The 14,741-nt window shown below is 73.6% G+C and carries 2 protein-coding genes; both read right to left on the minus strand.

Translation table 11 applies throughout. From position 1 onward, the window contains the following. Positions 1–35 precede the first annotated feature (35 nt). Positions 36–2,558, minus strand: coding sequence for a right-handed parallel beta-helix repeat-containing protein (locus ACGF5O_RS26660; RefSeq protein WP_393812390.1), 2,523 nt, complete (start codon positions 2,556–2,558; stop codon positions 36–38). Between the two features lie 37 nt (positions 2,559–2,595). Continuing rightward, positions 2,596–14,706: a hypothetical protein gene (locus ACGF5O_RS26665; protein WP_393812721.1), complete on the minus strand. Its 12,111-nt coding sequence runs from the start codon at positions 14,704–14,706 to the stop codon at positions 2,596–2,598. Between the last annotated feature and the right edge of the window lie 35 nt (positions 14,707–14,741).

Genomic DNA, 14,741 nt, shown 5'->3' on the forward strand with positions numbered 1-14,741 from the left:
GTTCGGCCTCAAATTGTACGGAACGAGGCCTGCCGTCAGCGCGTGGCCGGGTGGGGCAGGTCGTGGGCCTCCAGGCTGATCAGCTGCTCCGCCGTCGGGGCGGTGAGCTCGGCGACGCGCTGGGCCTGGCGCTCGGTCATCTCCTGGAAGATCTGGCGGGCCGAGCGGCCGTTGCCGAACCCCTCGCCCCGGGGCATCGTCTGGAAGAGCGAGAACAGTTCGGTGCGGGCCGTGGGGGTGAGTTCGTAGCGGTGCCGCCCCGCCTGGAACTCGACGATCGACACCAGTTCGCCCGGCTCGTAGTCCTCGAAGAGCAGGGTGCGGCCGAACCGGGAGGCGAGGCCGGGGTTGGAGCCGATGAAGCGGTGCATGTCGCCGGGGTAGCCGGCGGCGATGACCACCACGTCGTCGCGGTGGTCCTCCATCAGCTTCACCAGGGTCGCCACGGCCTCGGTGCCGAAGTCGTTGCCCGCGAAGGCCGGGGCCAGGGAGTAGGCCTCGTCGATGAAGAGCACACCGCCGAGCGCCCGGGTGAAGGCGGCGGTGGTCTTCGGGCCGGTGTGGCCGACGTACTCGCCGACGAGCGCGGTCCGGTCGACCTCGATCAGGTGGCCCCGGCGGAGCAGGCCGAGTGCCTTGAGGAGGCGGCCGTAGAGGCGGGCGACCGTGGTCTTGCCGGTGCCGGGGTTGCCGGCGAACACCAGGTGGCGGCTGAGCGGCGGGGCCGGCAGCCCGGCCTCCTCGCGGCGGCGGACCGTCTGCATCAGCTTGACCAGGGAGCCGACGTCCTGCTTCACGCGGTCCAGGCCGACCAGTTCGTGGAGTTCGCCGAGCAGGTCCTCCAGGTTCTCCTCCTCCGGCTCGTCGGAGTCGTCCGCGGTCCTGGCGGCGGAAGACGCGGAGGAGCCGGCCCCCGGCCTGCCGTTGGCCGGGGTCGCGGCCGGGGTGCCGAAGGTCAGCGGGGTGCCGTCGGCCGTGCAGTCCTCCAGGACCGGCTCGGCGCCCTCGTCGGTGCCCAGCGCCTCCGCGCACTCCCGGATCCGGCAGTGCCGGAAGACCGGGTCGGCGCCCTTGGCGACATGCAGGGCGGGGAAGCCCGCCCGGGTGACCTCGACCGCGGTGAACGTGCCGCCCGCGCCCTCGGCCAGGAACACCCCGTTCTTGCCCGGCCGGTCGATGTGCAGCCCGGTCACCTCGGGCCTGGCACCGGTCCACACGACGGCGCCGGAGCCCGCGCAGTCCTCCACCCGGCCGCCCGCCACCGTCGCCTGGGCGCCCTCGTCGACCACCAGACCGGCCGCCCCCGCACCGCTGATCCGGATCCCGGCGAGGGAGACGGCGGCGCCCTTGGCGACCTGCACGCCGATCTCCTTCGTCCCGGTCACCGTGGTCTCCGCGACCGTGCTGCCGGCGGGGGAGCCGATGCCGATCCCGGCCGTGGATCCCGCGACCCGGCAGCCGGTGAGCGTGGCCACCGCCCGCTCCAGGACACTGACCCCGGTCATGGCGACGTCGGTGATCCCGCAGTCGGTCAGCTCGATCCGGGCCTCACCGGTGGCGTGCACCCCGTGCTCGGAGCCGCCCCGCACCCGGCAGTCGGCGAGCCGCCCGACGGCCGTACCGGCCAGGTGCACCGCGCTGAAGGCGCTGCGGTCGATCCGGCAGTCGGCCAGGTCGGCCTCGGCCGAGCCCGTCACCAGGAGCCCGTTGGCCCCCGCGTCGGCCACCGAACACCCCGAGGCGCTCAGCCGCGCGGTCTCCTGCACGACCAGCCCGCTGGCGGCGGCGCCCCGGATCCGGCAGTCGGTCAGCTCGGCCCGCGCCGAACCGGTCAGATGCACCCCCGCCGCCCCGGCCGTCTCGATCCGCGACTCCCCGGCCGTGGCCTCCGTCGAGTCCTCCAGGAGCAGCCCCGCCCGGCCGCTGCCGGCCAGCACCGAGTCGGTCAGCCGCAGCCGGGACCGGCCGCGCAGCCGCATCCCGGACCCGGTCGTCCGCTCCAGCCGCAGCCGTACCGCGTCCAGGCTCGCGGTGCCGGACAGCACCACACCCGTGCCGTCGACGCCGGTCACCGCCGTGTCCTCCAGGCGGGCCCGGACACCGCCCGCCAGGTGCAGACCGGCCAGCCTGGCCCCCTCCAGACGGCAGCGGCGCAGCACGACGGCGGTCGTGCCGCCCTCCTCGTCCTCCGGGCCCTTCACCTGGACCCGGCCGCCTTCCACCGAGCACTCCTCCAGGACCAGCCCGGCGCCCGACGACACACTCACCGCGGGCAGACCCGCGTCCGAGCCCCACACCGTGATGTTGTGCAGGGCGCAGTCCGGCCCGTCCACGGTCACCGCGGCCGCCTCACCGGGCGGCGCCGCGATCACCACGCTGCCCCGGCCGTGCTCCGCCGTGAGCACGACCGCGCGGTCCAGGACCAGGCTCTCGGTCCAGGTGCCGGGGGCGATCACCACCAGATCGCCGGGCGACGCGGCGCGTATCGCCTCGCCGATGGTCCGGTAGGCGCCCCGGCCGCCCTGCCCCTTGGGCGCCACGGTGTGACGGGTGGTCATCTGCGTTCCTCAGTCCTCGGTGCTCGCCGCTGCCCGGTCACGGTGCCTGGTAGTACGTCGGGTTGATGCTCGCACGATACGTACTGGTCAGGTACAGCGACTGGATCGTCTTCTCGAAGATCTTGAAGGGTAGCTGGATCCAGAAGTCGGCGAAGCCCTGGCGGTGGAAGAGCCGGCTGCCCGCGCTCATCACGAACACGTTCTTGACCAGGCCGGTGGTGGCCGCCGTGGTGACCGAGGCGGCGGCGTTGATCCCGCCCTCCCAGACCGCGTCGCCGCCGTGCAGCTTCACCGTCTGCCCGTCCGCGTTGGTCACGCCCCACACGGCCGCGTTCATGCTGCCGTTGACCCAGCCGGACAGCGCACTGCTCAGGACACCGAACGAGAAGTCGTACGTACCGCCCCGCCAGCGGGTCGGCGTCTCGTTGCCCGCCCACTCGTTGACCCAGGTCTTGTCGTGGTTGAGCGGACGGCGGGTCCACGGCTTGCCGCCGTCGACGTTGGCGATGCCCGCCTTGAACTGGCCGAGCTTCTCGAACCCGAGGGCCCGGTTCTCGTGCACCGCCGTGCTCAGACCGGTCTTGACGGTCGCGCCGACCGCCGCGTTGGCGAACGACTTCAGCGCGTCCTTGCCGGTGAACGGCTTGTTCTGGACGGCGGCCACGATCCCGTTGACGGCCAGGTTCGCGCCGAACTCCAGGATGAACTCCTGGCCGAACTCCAGCGCCGCCTTCTTCGCCACCGACTGCCAGTACGGCTCGTAACGCGCCTCGCGCAGCGCCGCGTCGCCGTCCGGCAGCAGTGTGCCGGACCACGGCATGCGCTGGGCCTCACGGGTGGTACGGCCCCAGCCGCGGATCTCGGTCAGCGCGCCGCGGAAGTCGTACTCGTTGCCGGTCAGCCGCATCCGGCCGAAGCTGTCCCGCTCGAACACCAGGCCGTTGTCGGTGCGCTGGCCGATCAGATCGCCGTTCCTGCTGTAGCGGTTCCACTGGCCGCGCCAGGCGTCGGTCTCCAGGAACCCGCCCCCGTCGGCCTTGCGCTCCCGCACCACACTGCCGTGGTCGAACTCCTTCCAGACCGAACCGGCCGGGGTGTTCTGCGTGACGGTCGTGCTGTACGCCCGCACCCGCAGCGGACCGCCGTTGTGCAGTGGGGTCTCGCGCAGCACGGTCGGCGCCGCCTGACCCGGCACGCGCAGCTCGTCACGGAAGTGGCGGGCGCCGTCCGTCCACCGGTCCTGCCAGGCACGGCCGTCCCACCAGCGGCGGACCTGCTCGCCGTTGCCCACGGCGACGGGCGTGCCGTTGCGTTCGTGGGCACTGACGCGCCAGTCGCCCTGGTTGTCCCGCCAGGCGTCGACGTACCGGCCGGAGTCCAGCATCCGGCGCTCGCGGACCAGGTTCCCGTTGCCGTCGTAGTCCCGGTAGGAGTCGTCCCAGGGCAGCCGCGAGTCGTTCGAGCCACGGAAGAACTCCCGCCGCCCGCTGCCGAGTTCGGCGCCCTGGGCGTCCAGCTCACGCCAGGTCCAGCGGCCCGAGTCGGCGCGGCCGGAGCCCTCGACCACCCGCCCGGCGGTGCCGTCCGGGTTGGCGTGGCTCTGCCCGACGAGGTTGCCGTGCGGATCCCGGTCCACCCACGTGCGGTCACCGGTGAACTCCCGCACGACCCCGTTCGGGCGGCCCTCGCGGGCGGTCCGGGTGACACCGCCCGCGTCCTGGTAGACGTCCTGCCAGAGCCTGCCCTCCGCGTCGTTCGCGAGCGGTTGGCGATAACCCCTCAGGTCACCGGCCTGCCACGGGTGGTCGCCCGGGTCGGCCGGAGGGTGACCGGGGCGCGCCGCGTGATCGCCGACCTTCAGGGACGTGCCGTCGTACAGCTTGCCGCTGAAGCGCGCGAACGTGCCGTCGGCCGCCAGGTCCAGGGCGCTGCCGTCCATCCCGACGTACCGCACCCCGGAGGTGGTGGCACCGTCGCCCGCCTCCTTCGTCCAGGTGAACAACTGGTAGGTGTCGTCGGCCCGGACATGGGCGTACGGCGGCCGGACGTGCTCCGCGCCGGCCAGCCAGCGGGTGCGGACCAGAGTGGGCGGGCGCTGCTCGCGCCAGCGGTCGGTGGTCAGGAAGCCGTCGCCGAAGGCCTCGTGCTTGCCGACCTCCTTGCCGTGCGGGGAGTGCCGCTCCCAGGTGGCCCGGAGGGAGCCGTCGGCCGGGTTCAAGGCGTGTTCCTGGTACTGGCCGGCCCGCTCGGGCCATTCGGCCATGCCCCACTGCCGCTGGGCGATCCGGCCGTCCGCGGTGCGGTCGGTCCAGCCGCTCCCGACGTGCTCCCGGGTCCGCGGGCCCGAGGCGATCACCCTGCCGTCGCCGTCGTAACGGTGCCAGGTCCAGGCGCCGTTGCCGTCGTCGACGCCCAGGGTGTGGCCGGTGCGGCCGTTGAACTTCTGCAGCCCGTCGCGGTACTCGCGCACCGTGCGGCCCCAGCCGTCGGTGTCGCGCCAGCCGGTACCCGCCGTGTCGTAGCGCCGGCTGCCCGTGCCGACCGGAGTGCCGGTGTCGTCCCAGCGCACCCAGTGGGTACGGGGGTTGGTGCGGGCGAAGTCGATCGTGTCGGTCCGCCGGAAGGAGTCGACCACACCTCCCGGGGCACCGGGCAGCACCCGGCGCTCGAAGACCGGCACCTGCTTCTTGGTCGAACTGAGCAGCTTGACGTGGCCGCCCGCCGCGCCGGACAGGTCGGCGGTGCCGTGCTGGAAGGACCCGGTCGCCACCGGCGCACCGGACCTGGTGGTCCGCTCCCAGGTGTTCGTGGTGTGGTCGACGACGTACCGGTAGTCCGTCCGCCGCCCGTTGTCCAGCACGTTGAAGCCCTGCCGGGCCACGCTGCCGTCGGCGGCCAGGTGCACGAACTCGCCGTGCCGCGGGCTGGTCAGGTCGTTGAACCCGATCCGCGTGGTGCCGTCGGGCCGCCGGACGGCGTCCCAGTGCGCGAGCCGGCCGCCCGCCGCGTCCTCCAGCCAGGCGCCGGGGTGCTGCGCGGTCGGCGGCTCCACGACGAGGCGGCGTCCGCCGTGGCCCACGGGCAGCGGGGTGCCGGTGGCCGCGACGGCGCCCTGGCCGTCGTACCGGGTGAACGTCCCGTCGGCCAGGGTGGTTTGATGTCCACCCCCGGGCAGCTGGACCGTCTCCTGGACGAACCGCCCGGTGTTCTGGTCGAAGACCTGCCGGCCGCCACCCGGGCGGGCGATCTCGATGCGGCCGGCCGGGTCGAGGGTGACCGCCCGCGCCGGGTCCGCCGCGAAGGCGTCGTCCAGCCAGCGCGGAGCCGCGCCGACCGGCCGGTCGAGATGGCCGGCCGGTACACCGTCCCGTCCGGTCAGCCGCAGCCCGTCGCCCGCGAGGTCGCCGTTGGGCGCGAAGGTGCGGTGACCGGTGTCGTGGACCGTGCGGAAACCGCCGTCGTCCGGGAGCGCCGTGACGGTGTCGGGCAGCCGGTTGCCGTCGGCGTCGGTGAGACGGTGGCCGCCGACGCCGTCGGGCTCCGCGAACCGGGCGCCGCGCGGCCCGCCGGCCGGGTCCGCCAGCGCGGTCGAGGTGCTCACCGGACGGCCCTGGACGTCGTACAGCACGGATTCCCCGGTGACGTCGTGGATCGTGCGCGGCCGGTTGCCGCCGACCGCGACGACCCGCTCGGGCAGCGGCTGCCCCGCCGCGTCGGTGAGACGGTGACCGCCCGTGCCGTCCGGTACGACGACCCGGCCGCCGCGCGCGTTCGCCGCCGGGTCGAACAGCGCGAGGCCGGTGTCCCGGTAGCGGCCGTCGGCCGTGAACCTGCTGGTGGCGCCGCTCGTCCCGTCGGTCACCCGGAAGCCGGCGCCGTCGGGCAGCGCGGTGACCGTCTGGGGCTGCCGGGCACCGGACGGGTCGGTCAGCGTGAAGCGGCCCGGGCCGTCGTCGGCCAGGAACCGCTCCCCGCGCGCGCCCCGCGGATCGGCCAGCGAGACACCGGTCTCCTGGAGGCGGCCCCGGCCGTCGTGGCGTACGGACACCCCGGTCGTCTCGTCCGTGACCCTGACGCCGTTCCCGTCGCCCAGGTCCTGCACCCGCAGGTCGAGACGGTCGCCCGCGAGGTCGGTGACATGGACGTCGGCGCCGTCGGTGACCCGCACCCGGTCGGTCCCGGCGGGGACGCCGTCCCGGCCGGTGAGCTGGACGCCCTCGTCGAGCCGCAGGCCCAGGGCGTCCACGCGCCGGGTGACGCCGGTGTCGAGATGGGTGATCCGCGCGGCGTCGCCGGGCAGCGGGAACGCGGTCAGCCGATCCGCTCCGGGGCCGTTCACGGTCAGGGCCTGGCGCGTACCGTGGCCGTTGATGTCCGTGTGCAGGCGCAGCCCGGTCGGCCGGCCGTCGGCCCCGCGCAGCGGCATCTCGTAGGCCGTCCGGTCGCCGTTCGCGGTGTAGGTCTCGACGGTGTCCGACTGTGTGTTCCGGACGTCGAAACCGCCGTCCGGCCGGGCGACGACCGTGCGCGTCGGGTCCGGGTGCGACTGCTGGTCGACCACCCGCAGCGTCACCGTGCCGTCCTGGCCCACGCTCCGCTCTACGGTCAGGCCGTTCGGCCCGCTCACACCCGAGTTGTTCAGATCGACCCGATGGACCGCGGGCGGGGCGGTGTCGGGCAGCGTGTCGTGCGTGCCCGCGCCGAGCGTCGCGCCCCGGCGGGTGGCGTCCCTCTCGATCTCGCCGATCCGGGCCTCGATCTCGGTCGGCCGGACACCGAGGTCCTCAAGGTTCGTGTAGGCGGTACGGAACCGCTCCCGGGCGGAGACCAGTTCGTGGTTCAGCTGCACGTCGAATTCGCTGACACCCCGCGAGGTACTGGCTCCGCCCGGGGCGCCGCGCAACTCCTCGACCCGGTTCAGTTCGACCCGGGCGGACGACAGCTCGACCCAGGCCTCGCGGAACGGCCGGCCGTCACCGCCCAGCAGCGCGTCGAACCGCGCCGAATCCTGCGCCCACGGGGTCTCCCCGGGCCGGTGGGTGGGCGCGGTGAGGGTGGTGTCACCGGTGCTCCGGAACGGCGGCGGGGTGCCGTCCAGCAGGCTCAGGGCGTCGTTCTGCCGCTGGGCCTGCGCGGACCGGTCCATGCCGTCGAGCATCGTCTGGAGCCTGGTCTGCGTGTGCGGGGTCGTGCCGCCGGCGGCGAGCGCGGTACGGACGTGGCCGGCCAGCCCGTCCCCGTCGCCGCCGAGCCGCCGGAAGTCGTCGAGCAGCCGGTAGGCGTCCGCCTCGGCCCGCACCTGGTGCAGCAGCTGTGCGACGCCGTCCCTGCGGACCGAGTCCGGGCGGTCCCGCAGGAAGCGCTGGGCGGCTTCGGCCAGGTTATCGAGGGCCTCGGCCCGCCCAGCCAACCGGTCGGCGGGGACGCGGTGGAAGGCGTCGAGAGCACCGTCGACGTAACGGATCTGCGAGCGGGCGCGGATGCCGTTCTCGCGGTACGTGCTACGGCGGAAGGCGGCCCGGTCGAGGAGGTCGGCCGCGGCCGGGTGAGCGGTGCCGGGCGCGGTCGTTCCGGTGGTGTCGCCGGTCCGCCGGGGCGGCCCGAGCATGTCGTCCAGGACGGAGTCACCGAGCCGGGTGCCGTCCCGCGGGGGCACCGGGGAGAAGTCGCCGCCGTCGCCGTGGTGGGGCCCGGCCGGGTGGACGTCGTCGAGGTGCGTCGCGGCCTTGTCGGTTTCGGTGGGGTGGGGCGGGGTGGTGTCGGTGTCCGCGAGGCGGGGTGTGCGCGTGTCGGTGTCCGCGAGGTGCGCTGTCGTGGTGTCGGAGAGGTGCTGCGGCGCGCTCTTCGCGTCGAGGGGATGCGCGGCGGCGGCGTGGTCCGAGGAGTGCGAGACGGTGGTGTCGCCCTCCTTGACCGGCGGCGGGGCCGCCTCAGCGTCGACGGGATGCGGTGCCGGCGATTGCGTGTCGGTGCCGTGCGGCGCCGGGGACTTGACGTCCAGGTCGTGGGGTGCCGGGGACAGGGTGTCCGTGCCGGTGTGGTGCGGCGCCGGCGAGCCGGTGTCGAGGTCGTGCGGCGCCGGGAGGGTGGTGTCCGGGCTGTGGGTCGGGAAGCCGTCGTCGGTGAGGGCGGGGGCCTTGGTGTCGGGGCCCGACCGGCTGTGGGGAAGCTGGGGTCGGGCGTGGGCCGGGGCCGAGTGGACGTCGGTCGCAGCGGACACGGACGGCGCCGACGTCCTGGTCTCCGCGCCCGGCGGCAGGAACAGCGCGCGGCCCTTGTCCGTGAGGTGGAGGCCGTCGGCGTCACCGCGGACCAGCCCTTCGCCGGCGAGGTTCTTGAACGCCTTGCCGAAGGCGGTCCTGCCCAGGTCCACGGCCGCCGTGGTCTGCGCGCCGACCCTGGAGTCCGGGAGGGCCCGGAAGCCGTCCGAGTTGGCGAGTGCGCGGACCATCTTCTTCATATGGTCGGTGATTCCCGTTACCGCGTTCAGCGCGTTCTCGGCCGCCTGCGGCAGCGCGTTGAGGTTGGGGCCGTTCATCGGGGCGGCCGACGAGGAGGCCGCGGCGCCCTGGCTCCGGCCAGGCCTCGGCTGTGTCTTCACCGCGTCGGTGTCGGGCTGGCCCTTGAGGGCGCCGATACGACCGTTGATGTCGTCGAGGAGTTTCGTCCGCTCGTCGAGCAGCCCCTTCGCCATGTCCTTGCGGGCGCCCTGGGCGATGTCGTGGAACTCCTGGGTCAGTTTGACCGCCTGTTCGGCCAGGGGCTGCGCCTTGTTGAGGTTGTAGCGCTGCGCCTTCCTGTTGCCGCTGGAGACGGCGTTGTCGGCCTGGCGCACCTTGTCGGACGCCTCGTCGAACGCCTTGCCCGCGGCCCGCGCGGCCGGGTCCACCGTGCCGTCGGCGAGATAGCGACCGTCTCCCTCCGCGTCGTGGACCTGGAGCGGCTTCGGCCACCGGGACTCGACCTGGCTGGAGAACGGGTTGATCGGCAGCCCGGAGCCGAACTTGGCCTCGGGCCGGTACAGCTTGGAGACGACCGCGCCCATCTTCTCCACGTCGACCGGACCCTGGACGAGTTTGAGGACGTCGTCCTTGAATCCGCCGCCGATCCGGTGCACCTCACGCACCACGGACAGGGCCAGCGCCTCCTGGACGTGCGCGCCGTGGAAGACCTCCTGTTCGAAGGAGACCGTGCTGGACTCGGCGCCGCCCGGATACTCGTACGTCCAGCGGGCCCGCTTGCCCATCTCCTCGAAACCGTCGTCGTACTTGGCGCTGCGGACGGTGTCCTCGCCGAACTTCAGGTCACGCATCGCCTCGCGGTCCAGCGGGTGCAGCTGGTCGTGCAGCGACACCCAACCGCCCCGCTCCTCAAGGACCTTGGCGTCGAAGACGAGGGTGGTCGGCCCGTACCGGGTCGCCATCGGCTTGTCGCCGGCCTCCATCCGGAAGAAGACGAAGTCGTCGTTGCCGAGGTTGGAGGTGTTCTTCCCCGAACTCTTGCCGGAGGCCATGAACCTGATGCCCCGTCGGGTCAGGTCGCCCTGCGAGGACATCACACCGCTGTTGGCGATGGCGTGGTAGGCGGGCGTCGCGTGCTTGACGCGGTAGGGCAGGTTCTCCAGGCTGGTCAGCAGCTTCTCGAACTGTGCGCGCTCCGCCGGCGGCAGGCTGTCCAGCACCTCGCGGACGTCCTGGCGGAGCTGCGTGATGTTGCGTTCGGACAGCTCCTGCACGAAGTGCGTCTTCTGCGCGTCGGAGAGCTTCTCGAAGTCCTCGAACTCGGGGAAGACCTTCTTCCACTGCTCCTGCGAGCCGGGCAGTTCGGCCCTCCACTGGTTCCCGGTGTGCACCTCGGCGTACGCCTTGTTGCTGCGAAGGTGGCGGGCGACCTCCGGCATGTCGCGCTGGAGGCGGGAGATCGAGAACTCCGTGCCGTGGAAGCCCTTCAGGGCGATGGAGTCGCCGGGCCTCGCGGCCTTGACGGCGTCGTCGACCTTCCTGGCGAGCTCGTGGGCCACGGTGGAGACGGGGGAGTGTTCGTTGCGGAGGGTGTAGACACCGCCCAGCCCGGCGGCGTCCTTGACGAAACCCTTGAGGGAGGCGTCGAGGTCGTCGGCCGCCTTGTCGAGGGTCCGGGCGAGGCCCTGGAGCTCCAGCGGGGCCTTCTTGCCCGACGTGACCAGGTTCTCCAGCCGCTGGGTGAGCCCGCGCAGTTCGAGCGACTGCTGCTCGATCTCCTTGCCGGTCTTGATGAAATGGTCCGCGCCGGCGGTCTCGGGCGCGTGCCGGGCCTGGGCGTCCAGACTCAGGGCGTGCCGCTGGAACCGCAGGGCCCGCTGGATGTCACCGGCGCCGGCGAACTGGTCGACCAGCAGGTTGAGGTCACGCTGGGAGAGCCGGCCGTCGGTCAGCGCCTGCGTCATGTCCTCGTCCAGGCGGACCGCGATCCGGGACGCCTCGTCGTTCGCCTTGTCCAGGGCCGCCTGCATGGCCGGGCGCTGGTTGGCACCGGCGTTGGCGAGGTTGTTCTCGGCCTGCTGCACGCCGCGCTGGGCCTCGGTGTGCTCGCCGAGGGACTTGGACAGCTGCTGCGGAGGCGTCAGCGGGGCGGCGGCCTCCGTCTCACTGTGGAGGCCCGGAGCGGAGTGCGCGGGCGGGGGAGTCGCGTCGTCGGCGGGCAGGGACGTGCCGCCGAGCGCGCGGGGCCGCTCGTTCAGGCTGAGCTGACGCAGGTCGGAGAGCTGGGCCTCCATCCGCACCGGATCGATGCCGAGCTCGGCCAGCCGCCCGTGGGTGGCGTCGTACTGCTGCCGGGCGGTGTCGACGTTCTCGCGGGCGTGGATCTCGGCGGCGGTCGGGCCCTTGGAGCTGCCCGCGTGGCCGTTGTGCGGCAGCAGGTCCTCGGCCCGGCCCAGGTCGTAGCGCGCCTGGACGTGGTCCCGCCAGGCCTCGCGACGGGCCTGCCGCAGCGGGTCGTCCGCGTGGCCGAACAACGCGTCGACGCGCTGCCCGTCCCGGAACCAGGCCTCCTCGATCTGGGCCGGCGTGAGCCGCGGTCCCCGCCCCGGCAGCTCCTTGCCCCAGGACGTCGGGGTCGGCAGGGAACTGACCGTGCCCCCGTGGAGTTCGGGCGTGCCGCCGTGCGGGGCCTGGACCGCCGGCGGGTGGTCGCCGGGCACCCGGACGATGTCGGGGTCCTTCAGGAGCTGGTCGAGGCCGTCGGAGTGGGCGGCGGCCGGCGCGGCGTCGAAGGCGTCGCCGCCGTGGCCGGCGGAGCCGGACGGCATGTCGATCGTGAAGCCCTGTTTCTCGACCGTGTCCGCGAAGTCGACGCTCGCCCCGCTCAGGTAGGGGGCGCTCGTCCTGTCGGTGACGACCTTGACCCCGTCGAAGTCGTTCCCGACGTGGCCGAGGACGGACTCGTCGAACTGCAGCTTGTACTTGCCCGCCGAGGACGAGGACGAGGCGGAGGTGGAGGGCGGGGCCGAGGATCCGGCGCCCCGCTCCGGCAGGTGCTCCGGAGCGTGCCCGGACGTGCCGGTGGCCGAGCCGGCCAGGCCCTTGTCGGCGTCGGTGTGGGCGGGCGTGCCCGCGAAGGCGGGGCTGTCGGTGGCGCGGGCGCTGCGGCCGGTGTCGACGAGGTCGAGGGCCGAGCGGCTGTGGTCGCCGCCGGTGCCCGGGCGCCCGGAGCCGCCGACGGGCCCGGGAGCCGGCTGGTGGGGGCCGGCGGTGACGGTGAGCCGGTCGGAGGTGATCGGGTTCGCCGGGCTCGTCGTCAGCCGGTCCGGGGAGACCGGGGGGATCGTGAGCCGGTCCGGCGTCCCCGGCGCCGGGGACGGCGAGCCGTGCGGCAGCCGCTCCGCCGGGCTGCCGGGGCGTGGGGAGCCCGGCTGGTGGACGAGTTCGTCGAGGTGGAGGCGGGTCTGGTTGGCGTTGAGGGCGCTGGTGGTGCGGTCGGCGAGGGCGTCGCCGGTGCCGGGCGACACCGGGGAGTGCGGGGTGTTGTGGCGGGTGCCGGCGAGCAGGTCGAAGGCCGAGACCCCGGTGTCGACATGGCCCGGCCCGCCGTGCCCGAGGCCGGCCGGCGAGGGGTGGGCGACGGTCGTGGGGCCGGTGAGCAGGCTGTGCGGCGCCGTCACGTCGTGCGGGGCGCCGGGCGCCGGGGCCGAGTCGAGCGCCCTGTGGGCGATGTTCGTGCCCGGCGTGCCGGTCAGCGTGGTGGGGGCGGCGCCGATGCCCGGGGTGCCCGGCGCGTGCACGGTGCCCACGCCCGGGGTGCCGGTGAACGCGGAGTGCAGGGTGCCCGCGGTCGGGTTGGCGGTCGACAGGTCGCCGAGTGTGGCCGCGACCGGCGGCGGCGCGGAGTGGGTGCCGGTGAGGACGGTGCTGCCCGGCACATGGGTGGCGTTGTGCGCGCCGCCCGGCAGCAGCACGTCCGCGTGCGAGGTGAGGTTCGCGGGCGCCGGGGGCAGCCCGGTGAGCGTGGTGTGGGCGCCCCCGGAGACGGCGGTGACCGGGCTGTTGGTGATGCCGTGGGTGGCGCCCGGGACACCGGCGGAGGCGGGTACGTGCAGGCCGGACGCGGTGGTGACGGTCGGTGTGGCGCCGGCGCTCACCCCGAGCTCCGAATGGCCGCCCAGCGCCCCGAAGTTCTCCACGCGCACGGTGCCCAGCTGCACATGCGGCATGTCGACCAGCGCGTCCACCGTGCGCGCCGCGTGGACGCCGAAGTTGCCGCGGTGGGCGATCGCGCCCACGTCACCCAGGTTCAGCGACGGCGGACGCAGCGTCGAGGTGACGTCCAGATGCGTGCTCGGGATGTTCAGGTCGAGGTTGCGGATGCCGCCCGGCCCCGAACCCGCCCCGAACCGCACCTCGTTCAGCTGGATGCGGGGCATGTCGACCAGGGCGTCGACGGTGCGCGGGTCGACCGGGACCGAGCTGATCGTACGGCCGATGCCGCTGGTGATCGGGGCGCCGAAGACGTGCCGGCCGAGCACACCGCGGTCGAAGAGGCTGATCCGCAGGGCGCGCGCGAAGCCGTACTCGCCGATCTCCGCCGCGTCCACCGGCAGGAGGATCCGCAGCCACTTGGTGCCGCCGAACTCCTGGCCCACCCAGGTCTTGGTCGCCTGCCAGCCCCGGGAGAGCGTCTCCGGCAGCCCGCGCACGAACCCGGGGATCGCCTTGAAGCCCTGCACGACCGTCAGGCCGAGGGAGTTGACCCCGTGGCTGATGACGTTGGGCAGGTTGTGGATGCCGTCCAGCACCCACAGGCCGCCCTTGAAGACCCAGGTGCTGCCGAGCCGCACCAGGTCCTTGAGGCCGAGCAGCAGGGTGGTGGGGCGGAAGCCGTTGGTGAACAGGTTGCGCAGGGCCTGGAAGGTGCCCCGGGCGATGTTGGCGAAGCCCTTCGCGAAGGCCGTCGTACCGACGCTCTTGATGATCTGGAAGATCGGCAGCGCCTTGGTGGTGGGCGCCAGGATGCCCAGTCCGGCGAGGAAGAGGTCGAGGAAGCTGGCGTTGCCGTTGGCGAAGTCGACGATCGTCTTGATGAACAGGGTCAGGTTGACGCCGAGGGCGAGCAGCGCGATCGGGCCGCCGAAGATCAGCGCCGGCACGATCAGGATGATCGCCAGCCACTGGAACGCCTCCCAGAAGATCTGGCACTCCGAGATCGGCAGCTGGATGTTGGAGACGCCCGAGATGCTGCCCGCCGCGGCGGAGGCACCCTCGCCGTGCTCGGTGCCGGCCTGCCGGGCCGTGGCGGCGTAGGTCTCCCGGTCCGGGTCGTCCTCGGAGAGACCGCGGCCCGAGTTGAGCGCGCCGTCGGCCCGGGACTGGAGGTCGACCAGCTTGTCCGCCCAGGTGCTCAGCGCCGTCGCCGCGCTCTCGAAGGACTGCGCCACGTCCTCGATGTGCCCGCGCAGCCGGTCGTTGACCTTGCCGCGCAGGGCGTCCGCGGCCTCGCCGACGAAGACGCTGTCACCGGCGGTGTTCATCACCGCGTCGATCGCCGTGCTGATGCGCCGGGCCTCGGAACCCAGGTGGTTGAGCTCGGTGGACAGCGTCCGGATCTGGTCCGGCTCACCCGGAGTGGGGTCGCTGTCCAGCCCGATCGCGTTCCAGTCGGTCGGGCGTGGCATACGGGTTCCTCCCGGAAGCTGCGGGGCTCGGGGCG

This window comes from Streptomyces sp. NPDC048291, from assembly GCF_043201715.1.
Taxonomy (GTDB): Bacteria; Actinomycetota; Actinomycetes; order Streptomycetales; family Streptomycetaceae; genus Streptomyces.

Excerpts from the sequence above, each read along its gene's own strand:
- ACGF5O_RS26665 (WP_393812721.1), bottom strand. The coding sequence starts at position 14,706 with ATGCCACGCCCGACCGACTGGAACGCGATCGGGCTGGACAGCGACCCC.
- ACGF5O_RS26660 (WP_393812390.1), bottom strand. The coding sequence starts at position 2,558 with ATGACCACCCGTCACACCGTGGCGCCCAAGGGGCAGGGCGGCCGGGGC.